Origin of the sequence: Anabaena sp. WA102 (assembly GCF_001277295.1) — a bacterium.
Classification (GTDB): domain Bacteria; phylum Cyanobacteriota; class Cyanobacteriia; order Cyanobacteriales; family Nostocaceae; genus Dolichospermum; species Dolichospermum heterosporum.
In genome coordinates, this window is record NZ_CP011456.1 from 1338829 (window position 1) to 1356469 (window position 17641).

Annotated in this window: 17 protein-coding genes and 2 pseudogenes; 12 read left to right on the forward strand and 7 right to left on the reverse strand. The window is 38.8% G+C overall.

The features are described from left to right. The first annotated feature begins 29 nt into the window (after positions 1-29). Complete coding sequence (locus AA650_RS05665) at positions 30-701, forward strand: HupE/UreJ family protein (RefSeq protein ID WP_053538309.1); 672 nt, start codon at positions 30-32, stop codon at positions 699-701. Between the two features lie 179 nt (positions 702-880). Continuing rightward, positions 881-1174 (forward strand): hypothetical protein, encoded by a 294-nt coding sequence (locus tag AA650_RS05670; RefSeq protein WP_172891230.1) that lies wholly within the window; start codon positions 881-883, stop codon positions 1172-1174. Between the two features lie 101 nt (positions 1175-1275). Here the strand turns inward: AA650_RS05670 and surE are convergent, their stop codons facing one another. After that, entirely contained in the window at positions 1276-1956 is a 681-nt protein-coding gene (gene surE / locus AA650_RS05675) for a 5'/3'-nucleotidase SurE (RefSeq protein WP_053538311.1), read from the reverse strand. 153 nt (positions 1957-2109) lie between these two features. Between surE and AA650_RS05680 the strand changes: the two are divergent. The 5 genes and pseudogenes from AA650_RS05680 to AA650_RS05705 form a co-directional block, all read left to right on the forward strand. After that, positions 2110-2391: pseudogene (locus AA650_RS05680) on the forward strand (ribulose-phosphate 3-epimerase); the annotation flags it as partial. A 144-nt stretch (positions 2392-2535) separates the two neighbouring features. Continuing rightward, a complete protein-coding gene (locus AA650_RS05685) occupies positions 2536-3636 on the forward strand; it encodes a PD-(D/E)XK nuclease family protein (protein WP_053538312.1) in 1101 nt (366 codons plus the stop codon). A 109-nt stretch (positions 3637-3745) separates the two neighbouring features. Next, positions 3746-4027, forward strand: a complete 282-nt coding sequence (locus AA650_RS05695; protein ID WP_193964291.1) for a hypothetical protein — start codon at positions 3746-3748, stop codon at positions 4025-4027. After that, positions 4024-4410: a type II toxin-antitoxin system VapC family toxin gene (locus AA650_RS05700; protein WP_039203075.1), complete on the forward strand. Its 387-nt coding sequence runs from the start codon at positions 4024-4026 to the stop codon at positions 4408-4410. Before AA650_RS05695 ends, AA650_RS05700 begins: the two co-directional genes overlap by 4 nt. 134 nt (positions 4411-4544) lie before the next feature. Then, positions 4545-5021 (forward strand): Uma2 family endonuclease, encoded by a 477-nt coding sequence (locus AA650_RS05705; RefSeq protein ID WP_027401921.1) that lies wholly within the window; start codon positions 4545-4547, stop codon positions 5019-5021. A gap of 23 nt (positions 5022-5044) precedes the next feature. Here the strand turns inward: AA650_RS05705 and AA650_RS05710 are convergent, their stop codons facing one another. Next, a complete protein-coding gene (locus tag AA650_RS05710) occupies positions 5045-6637 on the reverse strand; it encodes a S8 family serine peptidase (RefSeq protein ID WP_053538313.1) in 1593 nt (530 codons plus the stop codon). Positions 6638-6754: 117 nt separating this feature from the next. On the opposite strand from AA650_RS05710, the gene rpe reads away from it, so the two are divergent. The 3 genes and pseudogenes from rpe to AA650_RS29430 all read left to right on the forward strand — a co-directional run. Continuing rightward, positions 6755-7462 carry a ribulose-phosphate 3-epimerase gene (gene rpe / locus AA650_RS05715; protein WP_053538314.1) on the forward strand — a complete coding sequence of 236 codons (708 nt, stop codon included), beginning with the start codon at positions 6755-6757 and terminating at the stop codon, positions 7460-7462. Positions 7463-8507: 1045 nt separating this feature from the next. Then, the gene (locus AA650_RS05720) at positions 8508-9821 is read left to right on the forward strand and encodes an IS1634 family transposase (RefSeq protein WP_081424133.1); all 1314 of its coding nucleotides are present in this window, start codon (positions 8508-8510) and stop codon (positions 9819-9821) included. A gap of 332 nt (positions 9822-10153) precedes the next feature. After that, positions 10154-10270 (forward strand): annotated as a pseudogene (locus AA650_RS29430) (HNH endonuclease); the annotation flags it as partial. Positions 10271-10406: 136 nt separating this feature from the next. Here AA650_RS29430 and AA650_RS05725 read toward each other — a convergent pair. Continuing rightward, positions 10407-10718: a helix-turn-helix domain-containing protein gene (locus AA650_RS05725; RefSeq protein ID WP_039203067.1), complete on the reverse strand. Its 312-nt coding sequence runs from the start codon at positions 10716-10718 to the stop codon at positions 10407-10409. Continuing rightward, a complete protein-coding gene (locus tag AA650_RS05730) occupies positions 10705-11148 on the reverse strand; it encodes a type II toxin-antitoxin system RelE/ParE family toxin (protein WP_234413317.1) in 444 nt (147 codons plus the stop codon). Before AA650_RS05730 ends, AA650_RS05725 begins: the two co-directional genes overlap by 14 nt. A 170-nt stretch (positions 11149-11318) precedes the next feature. On the opposite strand from AA650_RS05730, the gene AA650_RS27640 reads away from it, so the two are divergent. Continuing rightward, a complete protein-coding gene (locus tag AA650_RS27640) occupies positions 11319-11474 on the forward strand; it encodes a hypothetical protein (protein WP_160290008.1) in 156 nt (51 codons plus the stop codon). A 238-nt stretch (positions 11475-11712) separates the two neighbouring features. On the opposite strand, the gene AA650_RS05735 is transcribed toward AA650_RS27640, so the two are convergent. The 3 genes from AA650_RS05735 to AA650_RS05745 form a co-directional block, all read right to left on the reverse strand. Beyond that, positions 11713-13254 (reverse strand): DUF4335 domain-containing protein, encoded by a 1542-nt coding sequence (locus tag AA650_RS05735; protein ID WP_053538315.1) that lies wholly within the window; start codon positions 13252-13254, stop codon positions 11713-11715. 71 nt (positions 13255-13325) lie between these two features. Continuing rightward, positions 13326-13928 carry a DUF3038 domain-containing protein gene (locus AA650_RS05740; protein WP_053538316.1) on the reverse strand — a complete coding sequence of 201 codons (603 nt, stop codon included), beginning with the start codon at positions 13926-13928 and terminating at the stop codon, positions 13326-13328. Between the two features lie 303 nt (positions 13929-14231). Further along, a complete protein-coding gene (locus AA650_RS05745; RefSeq protein WP_053538317.1) occupies positions 14232-16745 on the reverse strand; it encodes an endonuclease MutS2 in 2514 nt (837 codons plus the stop codon). A gap of 501 nt (positions 16746-17246) precedes the next feature. Between AA650_RS05745 and AA650_RS05750 the strand changes: the two genes are divergently transcribed. Beyond that, positions 17247-17621 (forward strand): hypothetical protein, encoded by a 375-nt coding sequence (locus AA650_RS05750; RefSeq protein WP_053538318.1) that lies wholly within the window; start codon positions 17247-17249, stop codon positions 17619-17621. Positions 17622-17641 lie beyond the last annotated feature (20 nt).

Sequence of the window (17641 nt, forward strand, 5' to 3'; positions counted from 1 at the left end):
TATTAATTACCAACCAGCATAATCTAAAGATGTCTAAAAATTCACAGTTAGTAGCTTCTGAGTCCAGTAACTTATTAACATCTAAACAGCAGGGTCTTTTAGGAGCTATCGCCATTTTAGTCGTCATTAGTTTACTGACTTCAGCCGGTGGATCACCCATTGAACATAATGTTTCCAGCACATGGGAAGGTTTTATTTGGGGCATAGCCGATCCGGTGATTAGTTTAGACCGTTTTGCAGGGATTGTAGCATTAGGTTTATTTTCCGCTAGATTTACCCGTGGTAATTGGCTAAATATCACTTTTGTTATTGCTGCTATCTGTGGACAATTGATTAATTTATCTCCAGTGATCTTACCTGCGTCAGGAATAGCGATCGCTATTTGTACCATTGCATTAGGAGTAATGTTAGTTACACCAATTCCTATTCATTGGTTAGCAATAGCTTTATTAAGTGCTACTGCTGGGATATTTCAAGGTTACTCCGATGCTACATCCATCATCGGTGCAGAAACATTAACTATGATTATCTTCGTAATTAGTGTTGCCTTCACTCAAACAGTAATTATCATGAGTGCCAGAAAAATAGGTGTAAATTTTGGCATCAATGAAATTAATCAAATCTTACCTAAAATCATCCGTTTTGCTGGTTTAGTATTCTGTGCAATTGGTATCGTATTTTTGGGCTACTCAATAATTTAACGTAGGAATTAGGGAATAGGTATTGGGATTAGCACCGCTTGGCGGAAGTTAAGGGTCAAAACTAAGAGGAACGATGACAAGTTACTTGATTTATTAATAATGCTGATTATGAAACTATTGAATGAATATTTAGGAATATTACTGTGATGATTTTTCCTCAAGATTGGAGCAGGCCAGAAATGATTGCAACTGGAATAGAAACAAGAATCAGTCGCTTAGAATCTATTGTTGAACAAATTGGAGACGCTGTACTCTCGACAACTGAGACAATTGAACGTCTTGCTCACAGAGTTGATGCCCTGAGTCTACAAATAGAAGCCCAAGGAAAACAAGTACAGCAGCAAGGTTATCAGATTTTTGCTTTATGTGACGCTGTGCAAAGTTTGGCTGACTCGCAGAAGGATTCTATGGAACAAATCACTCAATTGTCACAAACCTTAGATGGACTTGTATCCTTATTGCAAAATGAATAATGATGGAAGGAGTTCAGGAGTTCAGGAGTCAGGAAGAGGGAAGAAGAAAGAAGAAAGAAGGAAGAAGAATTTAGAAGCTGAATTAGTAAGCCTTAATTACCTTAAACTCTTAACTTTGTCACCGCGATTTTTCCAGAAAAACATATATCAACATCACTATTAGGAGTCCGTTCTCGTTTACCATATTCTCCTGTATAGTAAAAATCATCACCTTCCATTCGGTAATTAACAGGTAAAGGTTTCGTACAAGGTTGACAAAATACCACTTCTGGATCTGCTTGTTGCGGTAACAGGTGCGGTAGATTGACATTCCAAAAACATCCAGGTTCTAGAGGAAGTTCCATCAAATCCTTTAATAATGCAGATGTCCATTTAACAGCCGTATCCCAATCATAATCACGTTTACCTTGACGATATTGAGAAACAGCAATTCCGGGAATCCCGTGCATAGCAGCCTCTCTGACAGCAGCCACAGTCCCAGAAATATACGCATCAACGCCTAAATTTCCACCAGCATTAATACCAGAAATCACATACTTGATATTTGGTGCAATATGTGAAATGGCAACTCGGATACAATCAGCAGGAGTGCCGGCGATCGCATATTCAAAATCAGAACGCCGTTGCAGATTAATCGGTTGATGGGTAGTAACTTGATGTCCACAGCCTGATTGATGGGATTGTGGTGCGGCAATAATTACCGATTTACCATTTACTGCTTTGAATAAAGCTGCAATCCCTGGTGCATCAATACCGTCGTCATTGGTGATAATTATAGTCATACTATGTTTTTTTAATACTTATTATATCCGTTTAGGTTGGTAATTGCTAGAATTCTTCTTTGTGATTTTTCTGCTATGGCTTACCAAGCTAAAGCATCAAGTTGAGTTGAGTCGCTTTATTAACCTGCTTCTAAAATTGCACCCGAATTTTATGTGCTGATTATCAGTGTTAACCCCGGTTTTGGTGGTCAAAGCTTCATTCCTAGCGTAGTTCCTAAAATCCGCAAGTTGCGTCAAATGTGTGATGAACGCGGTTTAGATCCTTGGACTGAAGTTGATGGGGGACTCAAAGCTAATAATACTTGGCAAGTTTTGGAAGCTGGTGCGAATGCTATTGTAGCGGGTTCGGCTGTGTTCAATGCTCCTGATTATGCTGAGGCGATTACCAATATCCGTAACAGTAAGCGTCCTAGTCCAGAATTAGCTGCTGTTTAATTTAATACTTGTGATTAAGTAAGACTCAGATCCCCGACTTCTTTGAGAAGTCGGGGATCTATTTTTAAAGAATTGCAAAAAATGAGCTATTTGAGTTAATTAATGAAATAATAAAATTGTTCAAACTTCCATAGTTTAAGATAGATGTCTCTATTTACCAAATTATTTTACCTCAGCTCCTCAGTTAATAAACCACTTGAAAATTATTTTACTGAAATAGTCGTTTGTTTTTTGCACCACAATCAAGATATTTTGATTGCTTGGTTGAAATCTTATTCAATTATCATTGAAGATAACTATTCTAACATCAAAGTTTTATCTCAAGAGAGATATAAAAACGAAAAAAGTATAATTGATATACAAATTGAGCTATCAAATGGAATAGACACAGATTTGATATTTATTGAGTCAAAAATTGGTGCTAAAGATCCAAACAATAATTTAAAAAAATATGCTGAAATTTTGAGAAGTTTACCAAATATCAGACATCGAATTTTAATTTATATCACTCGTAAAGATGATCCGAAAGACGAAATTAAGGTTTATACATCAAATTTATTACCACAAGTAAGTTTTTACTCATTGAAATGGCAAGATTTCTATGAATTTTTAAATGAGCATGAAGCTGATAGTTTAAAACCTGATACTCTAAAAATAGAGATATTAAAGTTTATGGAGAAAAAAGAAATGTCTAAGAATAAGGAATTTTCACTTATTGATTTAGTATCAATGATAACTTATCGTAATTTTGTCAAAAAAACTAGCAAGCTCATGGAGTCTACTTTTAGTGATGAAGTGAAAAATAAATTTATTGAAAATTTTGGTTATGAAAATGTCATCACGCCAAATTTAAAAACATTGGGAGATGATGCTATCACCAAAGGGTTTCCAGACTGGCACTTTAGATATTTTCTAGGATACTTTGATTTTACTCCAGAAGAAAATTCAACAGAATATCCAAATATAGAACATCTTAAGTTAGGTGTAGCTATTGGCGCATCGGCTAAATACAGAAGGCGTAGTAAATTTTGTCTTGAATCTATGGATAAAGTTGAGTATGAGCGTGATTGGAGTAAACGTATAAATGATGATGGATGGATGACTATTGATTATACAATAAATATTCAAGAATTGTTATCTGGAAAAGATCATTTATCAAACATCAGAAATTATTTTTTAGAATCCATTGACGAACTGAAAAAAATTCATGATGAATATTTTTATTGGAACAATTTAACTAAATAAAAAACAACACAAGAAGCTAAAGAAGAATATGAATCTTAATGATCAGTAATTTGGGTTAAGCGCATTTATGCTAAAATGCCATTACCACACTCTGTAAGGAGTTTTTTGTATGGCTAACGTTACTTACGATGAAATTTTTGGAGCAGTATTAACCTTACCTCCTCTATACAGAGCAATGCTTGCTGAACATCTTCTCAAAAGTCTTGATGAAAAGGAGCAAATTCAACTGGCTACACAGTTATTGCAATGGGTAGAAGTAAAGATTAATAAAGAACCTCAGTCTATGCCAAATAAAGGATTACGACAGCCAGGACTCGGTTTAGGTTCTTGTATATTCACTGATGACTTTGATGATCCACTACCTGATGAGTTTTGGCTTGGTGAAACATGAAATTACTATTCGATACCCACACTTTTATGTGGTGGCATAGCGAACCAGACCGTATACCTAGAGACACGCTAACATTACTTCAAAATCCCAATCATGAGTTACTTCTGAGCATAGTCAGCCTATGGGAAATGCAAATCAAAATTCAGTTAGGGAAATTAACTCTTAGAGATGATTTAGAACTTATGCTAAAAACTCAGCAGGAGCAAAATAATATTACTTTATTATCTATAACATTTCTCCATATTCTGGAACTAAAAAACTTACCTCTACACCACAAAGATCCATTTGATAGACTTCTACTAGCTCAATCTAAAGTTGAAAATGCAACATTAATTAGTCGAGACTCAGTTTTCCAAAACTATGACTGTCCTGTAATTTGGTAATCGCTAACTCTTTTAGTATAAGTAGCGATCACTAATCGCTCTGTAGGAATAGCTAACTTATTATTTCTCTTTGTTTTATTCCTTTGAAAAATCCGTTAAAATAATATTGGTCTGATCAATCTAGGTAAATGATTATGAGATGGGAAGAAGTTTGTGAAAATAAACAATTACAAGATTTACCCTTCAAAATTGAATTAAATAAATGGGGACAAATTGTCATGAGTCCTGTAAAAATTAAACACTCTTTTTATCAAGGAAGAATCCAACGACTATTAGAATCTTTATTAAAAACCGGCGAAGTTATGCCAGAATGTGCAATCAACACATCAGATGGTGTTAAAGTTGCCGATGTCGTTTGGTGTTCAGATACAAGATTTGATCAAATTCAAGATGAAATATCAGCTTCCATAGCACCAGAAATTTGTATAGAAGTTAAATCTACGGGCAATACTATTGATGAAATGGAATTTAAGAAACAATTATATTTAGAAGCTCAAGCAATTGAAGTATGGTTATGTAATGAACAAGGTGAAATCAGGTTCTATAATCAACAAGGTGAATTAGAAAACTCTTTGTTAGTTCCTGACTTTCCTCAACAAATTAAACGCTAATCTGCTGAACTTTGTTGTATCTATCACCTTTCACCTACAGTCCACCAAGCTAAAGCATAAGGTTGAGTAGCTTCATTCACCTGCTTCTTGAATTGCACCCGAATCTTATAGTTACCATTAGTAGGAACTGGACAAAAAATATGTTCCACACTATCAACTTCACTCACAGAATCACAAACCACAACTTCATTATTTTTCCCATTTTCCTTAACTAAATAGACATCAAGATTATTTAATCCTTTATCTATAAATGTTTCCCCTATATCATATTCCTGATTATTATCTTTATCATTCAACTCCACCAAACGATCCCAACTTAAAGTAATAGCCACAAAACTATTTTGTTTTAAACTCTTTTGCAAAGCATATTCTTTAGAAGAATTAGCATTAACAGTACCATAATCCCAACCAATATGCGGAACTGGTGTATTAGGTTTCCATTCACCACCATTCAACTGTTGATAAGCTCGAAAAGCATTTAAATGACCTGCTCCCATTTGAGCATCCAGGGGAATTTTGGAATTTTTGTAAGCATTAGAAACTAACCAATCTTGATTTTGTTTATCAATTAAAGTCCTCGTCATTCCCAACCGTAAACCATCACCACTATCTTGAATCTTGTCCGCAGAATTAAGTAATATTGCTTTCATGACTTGATGACGACGAGCATCAATAGTCCAATTTGCTTGTTTAATTCGTAACTGTCTATCCACAAATTCCTGTAATAAAGCCACAGTAGCCGTAACTTGCGGTGCAGCAAAACTCGTACCTGTAGATTTATTTAACTTACCATCAGGATTAAGTAAAGGAATATTCGTCCCAGGAGCAACCAAACTAATTGCACTTCTCCCCCCAATATTAAATTCCTTCCCTGCTAAACGATTTTCTATACCTTGATTAATACTCGCCAAATTAGAAACGTGAACTTTATTAAAAATTCCCTCGCGTTCTGAAGAAAAAGCCACATTAATTGCGTTAAAATTATCTGTAGGAATAGGAATCCCGCCTTTGCCTTGATTACCAGCAATGGAATAGACAACATCATGAACACGGCTAGACCAGTCAATACATAATGTTAGTAAAGCATTACCATCTAACATAGCTTCTGGTCGAGGATCACGTTCAAGAGGTTCACCAAAACTAAAATTAATCGCCCGCACATCACCACCATTTTGTAATGCAATATGTTGTGCTGACAGACACTCCTCTGGTTGACCGATTTTTTTTGTAGATCCGACAGCAGAAGAATACAGTCTGGCGTTTGGTGCGACACCAGGAAAAGCCTTATCTTGACTCACCATCACGCCAGAAACATTATAAGCATGAGGATCAACACCAACATTTGATTTAGCCGGGACGTTGCGTGAAAACACTGCAAATGGAGATACAGCCCGATTTTTAGATACGGCTTTATCCCAGCCAAACATCCCCGGACGACCAATTTCTACTTGACCAATGGCAATTTTCCGCCCAGTCAAATTATAAGGAGCTTGATGTAGCTTCAGCGCATCAATACCATTAGCACCTAAAAAATTTGCCAACTTCACCCCAGCACAGACGGGTAAAGTCAAGCAAGAAAAACCTACACTCCAAAAAAGTAGCCAATTTTTACTCATATTTTTAGGGAACAGGGAAAAGTTTTCTGAAAAATTTGAATTTTGAATTAATTTTTAATAATTTCTCCATATTTTGTTACAATGCCTACAGACGAAGACGCTTAAAACCCACTAGCCATGACCCAAAATTCATCTCAAAAGCCTATAGTTATCGCTCCATCTATCCTATCAGCAGATTTTAGCCGTCTGGGTGACGATATTCGCGCCGTAGACAAAGCGGGAGCAGATTGGATTCACGTTGATGTAATGGATGGACGTTTTGTCCCTAATATTACAATAGGTCCTCTGATTGTGGAGGCGATTCGTCCAGTTACAACCAAACCACTGGATGTCCACTTGATGATTGTGGAACCAGAAAAGTATGTAGAAGGTTTTGCTAAAGCCGGTGCTGATATTATTTCTATCCACGCAGAACACAACGCATCTCCTCACCTGCACCGCACTCTTGGACAAATCAGAGAACTCGGTAAGAAAGCTGGAGTTGTACTCAATCCGGGTACACCTTTGGAGTTAATTGAATATGTCCTAGAATTGTGCGATTTAGTGCTAATTATGAGCGTTAACCCCGGTTTTGGTGGTCAAAGCTTTATTCCTAGCGTAGTACCTAAAATCCGCAAGTTGCGTCAAATGTGCGATGAACGCGGTTTAGATCCTTGGATTGAGGTTGACGGGGGACTCAAAGCTAATAATACTTGGCAAGTTTTGGAAGCTGGCGCTAATGCTATTGTAGCGGGTTCGGCTGTGTTCAATGCTCCTGATTATGCTGAGGCGATTACCAATATCCGTAACAGTAAGCGTCCGACTCCAGAATTAACTGCTGTTTAATTTGATACTTGTGATTAAGTAAGACTCAGATCCCCGACTTCTCAAAGAAGTCGGGGATCTATTTTTAACGAATTGACAGAGTTTTAGATTAACTAATCAAGCAATCAGGTGTCAGATTGAAGGTTAGGCAGTGGCCGCAAATCGCACAACCAAAACAATCAACCTTGAATCTTGAACGTATACTGAGAGGGAAAATCGCGTTAAATAAGGGTTTTATCTGAAATTCTGTTCAGAAATCAAATAAGAGTCCTATCGTATGCCGAACTATTAATTAAACATCAAAACTATGTTCAAAAATAAAGGCAAAAAGCCAGACATTATAAAAAATACCTAAAATGTTAATAAATGATGCCAGTATTTATTACGGGATAAGGGTTTTAGTTGTATCTTGGGTAATCTGTTGACAATCTTTTATGATTATGTCAACATATAATAAATATGATAATGATCGGTTTGTGCAAAAATTCCATAATTCCATTGACAGTCATCCACATTGAGTGCTACTCTTAGAACGTGGGTGTAATAGAGCTTTTTACTTATACATCTATACATTCATTAAATTAAATGCCAGCCTAGCTGGTAGCCACGCTGACAGTCATTTTTAATATACTTTTTCTGATTTTGGCGAATCAGGAACTCCAATTCCTTAGAACAAATAGGAGTCAAATTCATTATGGCACAAAATGCCGATCTTCAACCACTTCATTTTGCAATCAGCAACTTTGAAGTTTTGGAACCCACATTCCGCACCCCCAAGTGTCACACCCCAAGAAAACCGATATATTTAGTACATAAGAACTAATGCTTGTGAGGGTTGACTAAAATTTATTGAAGCTAAATAGGAATAACTACTATTAAAGCAGATATACAGTCAATAAAAACGACTAAGTACAAAATTTTGATTCTGAGGTGATTGTGATGGAAAACTTAGTCCACAATCGTTGAAAGCTTTATCCTCAATGACTATAAAAAACTAAAAAAACGTTTTAAATCAACAGAAAAATGAGAACATGGTAACAGATACTTATATGGAGTTTCTGTTACCATGTTTAGTACAAAAGACCTGGAATTGAAGAAGATAGACCATTTAGGGATAGTAGCAGGAATAGTAGATTCAATAGGGATTGTAGAAATAATTAATAATTTAGTAGGTTCAGAGCCAGGAGAAAAAGTCAGTGCAGGTCAGGTGGTAAAGGCGATGATTTTGAACGGCTTAAGTATGATGTCACAGCCGTTATATATGTTTCCAAAATTCTTTGAATTAATTGCTTGTGAACATTTAATTGGTGTAGGAGTAAAAGCAGAATATCTCAATGATGACAAGCTGGGGAGAGTATTAGATAAATTATTTATAAAAGGACTAGATACAGTATTTTTAGCCGTCAGTTTAAATGCAGTAGAAATATATCAGATATCACTCTCATCATCACACTTGGATTCAACATCATTTCATGTACATGGAGAATATGAAAATAGTTTACCATCAGTAATATTTGAAGATTCAAAAGAATCAGGTTCATTAGAAAAAGAAAATGAAGAGAGTCAATCACCTCAAGCGATAAAGCTGACTTACGGTTATTCTAGAGATCATCGTCCAGATTTAAAACAATTTATTACACAATTAGTATGTTCAGGAGATGGAGATATACCAATATATATAAAAGCAGTATCAGGGAATGAAGTTGATTCTAAAAAATTTGGAGAAATCGCAGTTGAATATCAGAAAAGAATACAAGTTGATAGTTTGATAGTAGCAGATAGCGCATTATATACAGAATCAAATATCAAGTTAATGTCGAGTCTCAAATGGTTAACCAGAGTACCCTTAACGATAAAATCAGCAAAAAACTTAGTGATGAGTTTAGCAGAATCGGAATTTGTTAAAAGTGAAAAAGCAGGATATTCTTATGCCGAGAAGAAAATAACTTATGGAGATATAGAGCAAAGATGGTTAATCGTACAAAGTCAAGATAGAAAAAAATCTGACTTAAAGAAATTATCAAAGAGAATAGAAAAAGCTTTGACTAATACTCAAAGTAAGTTAAAAAACCTATCGCAAGAAAAATTTGCTTGTGCGGCTGATGCTAGAAAGGAATTAACAAAAATAAGTAAAGAATTTAAATATCATCAAGTAGAAAATATTGAAGTTATCGAAAAAAGTCCTAAAATCAAAGAAGAAAATCAATTAGGAAAGGCCATAAACAATCCAACTATGCGGTGGATATTTCAATGTTTTCAATCAGTTCATCTTGTGACTTTTCAAGGAAAAAGAGAATTTTATAATTTGACATCAGAAATGAAGTACATTCTCCTATTCCTCCCAGAAGCTTGCCGTAATTACTACAGATATATAAGTTGATTCATCAACATTATTAATAGTTTAATTATACAATTTGACTCATTGATTTTATTAATGAGTTTAAGTTTTAATGCTGTTTTTAAGTTTATTTCTAGAAGGATATAAGTTATGATTAAGTCTTGATAGACTAACAATAAAATTATATTATATTTTCTGCCAGAAACCACCCTCATTCTTTATTGCTTCTTATTGAGAATGTATCTGAATCAATTTTCCTATCTAAAATTTGTTTTTTTATAGATAAATGTATTCTTTTACTCATTTTTCATCAATTTACCTCCGTAATCACCGTTTGTGACAGTCAAGGGTGCGGAATGTGGGTTATAGATAACGAAGATATACACCTTCACCACATTGATGGCAATCACAATAACCGGAAACCCAACAATTTGATGGCAGTACATCAATCCTGTCACCAATATATCCACACCAGCAAAAGGGAAGCCTGAGACTGTCGGGAGCCGGATACACGGAAACGGGTATGTCCGGTTCTAATTGGGAGGGGCGGGAGATAATACTCCCCCTCGACCTAACTCAATACCAAAAAGGCTGAAAGTTTTACTTCACCTTACCCTGTGCCAGTCACTATGCAATTTGCTGCTCATCCATTGGAGTCAGATGAATTACTAACCGCTGATTAAGAGCATGAGCGATTTTTTGCAGCATGGAAAGAGAATGTCCTTCATAGTCAGCATCTTCTAGCCGTGCAATTACTGGTTGTTTTGTGCCAATCAGTTCAGCCAACTGTTTCTGCGTTAACCCAGCTTTGGTTCTGGCTTCATATATTAACTGTGCCACTTCTGCATTAATGGTAGATACCGCTACCATTGCCTCAAGTTGAGGATCAGTACGAGTCATCTTGTCGATAATTTTAATCGCATCCTTAGTCTTGGACATCATCATCATCATCATCCTCGTGGTAAGTGTGCGCTTCTGGGCTTTCCTCAAATAAACGCTTTCGCGCTATCGCTCGTTCGATATCAATTGCTGGTACTGCTGCTTGTTCTTTCGTAATGGCTTGTGCCAGAATCGCCACGTTTTGCCCATGAAAGAAGTACAAAATCCGGTACTGGACACGAATATGCTTTGCCCGCAATTCATAAATTCCATCTCGCAGGTAATCCGCTCCAGGGCGACGCAGTTCGTATCCTAATGCCGCAAGCTGCTTGATGCGGGCTACACAGTTTGCATATCCTTTGCGGTCTTCTTTTAAAAGTCGCGTCAACCATTCCAGAACAGGTACTTCCCCATCCTCCTCCTGGTAAAAAACAACCTGGGTTTCAGGCACTGCACACTCTCTCACCATATCAATATTGTTATTATACACCAACTCGGATACTTTGGCACAATGACCTCTATGTTGGACTGGTTGCGGACGAGTGTGGGAATAACAGTTAAGCCAGGAACTAAAGGCATTATGATTAAAGGTCAAAACAATACTCTGCCGGCTTTGCTCGTTTGGCTGTAAGGTTTATCCTGAGAGCAGTTGCGACATCCTTGAAGCCTACAAAGAGTATCAACCGAGACTACGCAAAGAAGAAGAATCGCCCCCAACTAGAAAATGAGGCGATAGCGAAGCGCTCTGTAGGAATCGCCAGTAGACTAGAAAATCTGCTAAGTCCAGCGATCGCTGCTTATACTCAAAACGGCTAGAAGCTGGACTTTTTTATCATACAAAGAATAAGTTCAAAGCCTCTCCAGTATTAAATATTATTCCTTTTCCCTCTCCTCTTAGGAGAGGGTTAGGGAGAGGTGCAAAGGAGAGGTTTACCAGAGGGGTTTCATATTTGGTTAAACTATGAACCGTTTGCAGTATAAATTATTAATAATGGTGCGTTACGCTGTCGCTAACACACCCTACTGTAGAGTACCAAAATCAAATTTTCGATGATTATGGTGTTTCTGGAAATGTTTGCACTTTGCTATCAGGACTGAGGATAACTCGGATTCTCAAGTTTTGCCCAGCTTTATTACTAGAAACAAAGGGTTTGCCAATTTCGGGAATACCACTACTATCAATGTATTCTCTGGCGACTTGATTTAATGGTAAAATTCTTTCGATTTTGCCGTCAATACTCAATGTTAAACTATATTCTAGAGTTTGAGAAAGTCCGGTTGGTGGTTGCCAACGCTTGTTGAGGTATTCTCTCGCTTCTGCTATTTGAGGTGTATCAAATAACGTTTTATTATCAGTAGATGGGGTATCTGAGGTGGGTTTGGTTGCGGTTCTTAATCTGCTTGCTAAACTATCTTGATTTTCTGTTGGAGATGGCTGTTGTGGGGTAGTATTTCCGGCAACACTTGGCAATAATTCCGCAGCAGCAGGGGTGGGAATTAGGTTAGGAATATTACTCAAATTGTTGTTGGGGATGGTGGCAATAGACTGGGATGGTTGGGTAATCTCAGATGGTACATTCTTGGATTTGGGGGGATTTATTCCTTTTTTATTGGGAATAGTTGAAGCATTGGGGATGGCTTTTGTTACTTTTGTGATGTTGGCATTGGGGATGATGCCTGGTAAGGGATAGGAGGAAGTATCGGATGGTATGGTTAATGGCGGTTGAGATGTTTGTGATGGTGCGGCTGGGATGGTTGCATTAGGAAAGGAAAGGGGTGGTGCGGGGGTACTCAGGTTAGGAAGTGGTGGTGTTAGTTGGGGTTGAGGGGTGATTAACGGCAGAGACGGTGTTGGTATAGGATCTTGTCGAGTAGGTTCTATAGCAACTGGTTCGGGAGACTGGAGGGCGTTTTTGGCGACTTTCTGGCGATTTTTCTGAATGTTATTGGCATATTGCCAGGTGAATGGTGTTAAACCGGCTGCTAATACTAAGACTGCGGCGATAGGGGCCCACTGAGGTAGACTCGGTTTAATAATTTGATGGCTGGTAGTTGGTAAGACGACCATATCAGATGAGTATTCGTCTAAAGCTGTTGCTAAATCAAATAGTTGTAGTAAACTCAGTTCAATTACTTGTCCAGATGTTTCGTTAGCAAGATCACCAAAAAAGAGTTGATGAGTTAAATTATGACTGGGTTTTAAATATGCTTTTGTTTGGGAAGTTTGGGTTTTAAAGGATGGGATATTTTGGGTAGGAAGGAGAGATGGGAGAATGTCTGTTAATTCTGGTTCTGATGTTGCGTGGGGATGATCACTGCCTAATAAGGTAATACTAAAATCTTCCGCAGATTGTTGCAGAAGCTGTTGAACGTAGGTGGTAACGACATCACATAAAATTTCTAGTTGCTGGCGATCGCCCTCAATGAGGATTTTACCTGCTTCTGGTAATCGGGGATCATCAAATCGCAAGCTAAAACTGAGATCACTAATCACAGTTTTGTCTGTCCACCTGGACAAAGGGGAGTTTTGCGCTGATATTTCTAATGTACAAGTTGGGGGGGTGTAGCGACGAATTACAGAATTTGATGGAGACATAACAACAATTGCAAAGAAAAAAAATAGGTATTTTGGATTTTAGATAGGGAATGAAAATCAAAAATCGCTAATTATTTTGTGGAAAGGTCTATGAGTGCTAACCACAACCGCCGATGTCCACCAGATGCACTATAAAAGAGTAAATTTATTAACAGTTTGAGGGCGAGGTTGGTAAGCAAATCTGTTGAAGTTGCTTCTTCCTCTTCCATCCGGTCTTGGTAGGTATTACAAAAAGCGTCTATATAGTCTCCTAATAGGGCGGATTGGTGAGGTTTTTGCTTATTTGCTGTCAATTGTTCTAATAAACCTACAGCCCGACGAATTAATTCTTGGTGTTGTTTGGCGAGATGGCAGATAATGAGAACTAGCGATCGCGCTTCTTCCACATCTAACTTTTTCCGTCCCCCTTGACTTTTGCGGAGGGGATTGGACTGCCGCAATCGCCACAATGCTACCCGATCTGGTACTTTGGATTCTAAGTTCAGACTAACTGCGGCTGACAGCATGGCTTCTGAACCAATACCAGTTAAGGTTTCTAGGGCTAATAGCACTAAATCTAACTGAGTTTTAATATTTTCCCATTGAGTTGTGTTTGGGACTGGGATTTGGTTTAAATCCTCCCAAGGTGATTTTGGTATAGTCGGATTAGCGGTTGAGTGCATAACTTTTAGCATAAATGATCAGGCTGAAAGAAGTTGTGACCAAAAATATGGGATACAAGCCCCGTTCTTCTAGGATGGCTTTATGGGAAACTAGATATAGTCGCCATAGGGCATTAGGAGACTATAAACGAACGTCGAGGGATGGTAAGACTAAATCGAAATAGCACAACCCAATGAAGCGTTAAGGAATCCTCGGACTGATTGACGAGGAGGTATGTCAATGTTACCTATTTGGAAACGAGATTGGGAATGGGTAATTGGTGATTGGGAGTTATTTCTCCCTGCCCCCTGCCCCCTGCCTGTTCCCTGTTCCCTTTAGATATGAGCAATAGTAACACCAGTACCACCATCGGCTTGTTCTGCTGGTTCGTAGTGGGTAACTCTGGGGTGTTGTTGTAAGAAAACGTGGACTCCTTGCTTGAGTTTACCAGTACCGTGTCCATGAATAATCCATAGGGGGCCAGCGGCTTCAGAAATAGCTTTATCTAAGATGTATTCGGCATCGGCTACTCGTTTTCCGCGCAAATCCACAGTATTTTTGGAGGTACGAATAGCTGGGGCTGGTGGTGGTGTAACTATCGTTGGGGCTGGTTTTGGTTTAACTATGGGTTCGGGTTTTTGTCCATCTAAGGATTCTATATCTTGGAGTTGGACTGTCATTTTCATGATGCCAAAACGGACATTAAAGTTGCCGTCAGCATCAGGAATTGTTAAAACTTCGGCGGTTTGACCTAATTTGGGAATTCGTACGCGATCGCCCACTTTCGGCATAAACCCAGGCTTAGGTTTAGGTGGTGGTGCAGGTTCGTATTTTTGGGCAATTTGACTTAGGGATGCGGTGGCTTGTTGGGCATCTTGGGCGTTAGGTGTGCCTTTTTGCAAGCGGCGGATTACTTGGGCAATTTCGCCTTTGGCTTGGGTAATTGCTTGTTGAACGGCGATTTCTTGGGAAGCCCGCAAATCTTTTTCTCTGGCTTCTAAGGACGCGGCTTTGTCAGAAACTTCTTTATATAATCTTTCGGCTTGACGTAATAATTTTTGGGCTTCGGCGGCTTTGGTTTCCTGATTGCGACGTTGGGCTTCTAAACCGGCGATAACTTGGTTTACTTCGTCTGTGGCTTCTCCCACTTGAGTTTTCGCTGCTGCTACTACCTCTGGTTTTAAGCCTAAACGCAAGGCAATACTCAGGGCGTTAGAACGTCCAGGAATCCCCCACAATAGACGGTAAGTGGGTGAAAGTGTGGTTTCGTTAAATTCTACGGAAGCATTTTCAAACCGAGGATCTTCGTATTTTAATGCCTTGAGTTCGCCAAAGTGGGTACTAGCCATTGTTAGCTGGGTATGATTGGCGAGATATTTCAGTAAAGCGATCGCTAATGCACTTCCTTCAACGGGATCTGTACCTGCACCAACTTCATCAAGTAGAACTAGGGACTGGGGACTGGGGATTGGTAGTTTTATTTCTTCTTCTTTCTCCCGACTTCTGGGCGGGGTTTCCCCGCCCCTACTGACTTCTGACTCCTGACTCCTGACTCCTTCTTCTTTTTCTTCCTGATTGTTGGGCGCAGGCCCTGCGCCCCTACCTCCTGACTCTAATGCTTCTAATATTCGACTAATGCGGCGAATATGCCCTGAAAATGTGGATAAACTCTGTTGTAAAGATTGTTCATCCCCAATATCAGCTAAAACTTGCGAAAACCAAGGCATTTCTACGGGTTCACGGGCGGGAACAAATAAACCTACTTTCGCCATGATAGCGGCTAATCCCAAGGTTTTTAAGGTGACAGTTTTTCCACCTGTATTGGGTCCGGTAATTGTAACTACCCGAATTTGGGGACTAATTAACAAATCTACAGGTACGACTGGATTTCCTTGTTCATGCTGCTGTTGCCAGACTAGCAAGGGATGGCGCAGATTTCGCAAGGTGATAATTTCATTGTCTTCTCGATTCACAAAACGTGGGGGATTAGAACCTATCCACAGACTGTAACGGGATTTGGCAACTGCTAAATCTAAGGTGGTGACAATAGCTAATAATCTTTCTAAGTCTGGGGTAACTGCGGCCACCTTCTCTGTTAAAGTCCGGCGAATTACTTCTGCTTCAGTTTGTTCTTTTCTGATGACTTGCCGCAGTTGATTACCCAATGGTACGACACTATTAGGCTCTATATACAGGGTTGCACCACTGGTAGAGGTGTCGTGAACAATGCCGGGAATTGCGTCCTTTTGGGGGGCTTTAACGGGGATAACAAAGCGATCGCTTCTTTGGGTAATTAACTGTTCTTGAACAGCGCCCGATTTAGCTTGAATAATATTTTGGAGTTTTTGGGTGATTTGTCCGCGAATTCTCCGCAATTCTATGCGAATTTCCCCCATTTTCTGACTAGCACGATCAGTTACTTGCCCCCGTTCATCAATACAACGGTGGATTTCCTGTTCTAATTCGGGGTAAGTTCGCAATTGGGAAACTAAATCGGATAAAACCGGGACATTTTCTTGATTATCAATAACACGACGTAAATTTCTTGTTCCTGCCAAGGTGGTAGCGATCGCCAACAGTTCCTCACCAGGTAAAATACTTTGGAGTATTGCCCGTTCCAGGGAATCACCAATATCCTGTATTCCCTCAAAGGACAACCCTGGATGTAAACGACTTTCCAGTTCGTAAACTTCTTTGGTTTGCGCTAATAACTGTTCACTTTCTACCTGAGTCTCAGGAATCGGCAGGTTACGCGCAACTATCGCCCCTAACTTAGTTGCCGCAAAGGTGGAAAGGTGCTGGCACAGACGGGGCCACTCTAGTAATTCTAAGGTTTCAGATTGGATCAAGGTTTCAACAACAAATCTGAAATTATCGTAACAATTTTAGCCCCTAGAAGACTACATTTTCCAGGATAAAATTTTCCGGTGTCCATTCGTGGGGGAAGCATGGGGAGAAGAGAGGTAGGGGAGGTAGGGGGTAGGGGAGGTAGGGGAAGTAGGGGGGGGCAGGGGAGGGAAGAACAGAAGTTTTTTCCGTCAAACCCACATTCAGCATGAGTAACTTAGAGCTTTCTTAAGTAATTGGACAAAAATATTTACAGTCATTGCGAGCGAAGGGAAGCAATCACAACCCTTGGAATTGCTTCATTTCACTTCGTTCCATATGGCTAACGCCACGCAACGCTTACGCAATGAAATTGTGTAATTAATTCTGTCTCACTACTTAAAGTATTTGATTATGGAGGTAATTGCTGAAAATTTAGAAAAATTTCCGATTTTATCCCGTATTATTACAGACAAGCATATATCATAATAATCAACTCTTTAAAAAAACTTCTCAGGTGCAATATGAGTTCAGAATCCCATGTTAAATTCACAATTACTCTTGCCAATCCAGATTTAGATGCAGAGGAGCAGGAACGGGAAACACGGAATCTGCTGCGAGACATTAATGACTTAGATGTGGAAAGTGCTGGATTTGTAGAAGTGACAGAAATACCAGAAGGAGCTAGATCTGTTGGTGGTTTTTTGGTCGGGGCTTTGCAAGCTGAGGTCACTATTAGTAATTGTTATAAATTGTTGGCATGGTTGGGCGGCTTGGGTAACAAAAGTATTGAATTGGAAGTTGAAGTCAACGGAAAAAAAGTGAAAGTGAAAGCCAATGGTCAGAAAGAACTAACAGCAGCACTGGAATTAGCACAAAAATTTATCGCAGGTAACTAAGAAATTACACAATATAAGGA

Bases quoted from the DNA above. Each gene is read 5' to 3' on its own strand.
- AA650_RS05750 (WP_053538318.1), top strand. From the start codon at position 17,247: ATGAGTTCAGAATCCCATGTTAAATTCACAATTACTCTTGCCAATCCA.
- rpe (WP_053538314.1), top strand. From the start codon at position 6,755: ATGACCCAAAATTCATCTCAAAAGCCTATAGTTATCGCTCCATCTATC.
- AA650_RS05685 (WP_053538312.1), top strand. From the start codon at position 2,536: ATGTCTCTATTTACCAAATTATTTTACCTCAGCTCCTCAGTTAATAAA.
- AA650_RS05695 (WP_193964291.1), top strand. From the start codon at position 3,746: ATGGCTAACGTTACTTACGATGAAATTTTTGGAGCAGTATTAACCTTA.
- AA650_RS05735 (WP_053538315.1), bottom strand. From the start codon at position 13,254: ATGTCTCCATCAAATTCTGTAATTCGTCGCTACACCCCCCCAACTTGT.
- AA650_RS05720 (WP_081424133.1), top strand. From the start codon at position 8,508: ATGTTTAGTACAAAAGACCTGGAATTGAAGAAGATAGACCATTTAGGG.
- AA650_RS05670 (WP_172891230.1), top strand. From the start codon at position 881: ATGATTGCAACTGGAATAGAAACAAGAATCAGTCGCTTAGAATCTATT.
- AA650_RS05710 (WP_053538313.1), bottom strand. From the start codon at position 6,637: ATGAGTAAAAATTGGCTACTTTTTTGGAGTGTAGGTTTTTCTTGCTTG.
- AA650_RS05700 (WP_039203075.1), top strand. From the start codon at position 4,024: ATGAAATTACTATTCGATACCCACACTTTTATGTGGTGGCATAGCGAA.
- AA650_RS05705 (WP_027401921.1), top strand. From the start codon at position 4,545: ATGAGATGGGAAGAAGTTTGTGAAAATAAACAATTACAAGATTTACCC.
- AA650_RS05665 (WP_053538309.1), top strand. From the start codon at position 30: ATGTCTAAAAATTCACAGTTAGTAGCTTCTGAGTCCAGTAACTTATTA.
- surE (WP_053538311.1), bottom strand. From the start codon at position 1,956: ATGACTATAATTATCACCAATGACGACGGTATTGATGCACCAGGGATT.
- AA650_RS05740 (WP_053538316.1), bottom strand. From the start codon at position 13,928: ATGCTAAAAGTTATGCACTCAACCGCTAATCCGACTATACCAAAATCA.
- AA650_RS05725 (WP_039203067.1), bottom strand. From the start codon at position 10,718: ATGTCCAAGACTAAGGATGCGATTAAAATTATCGACAAGATGACTCGT.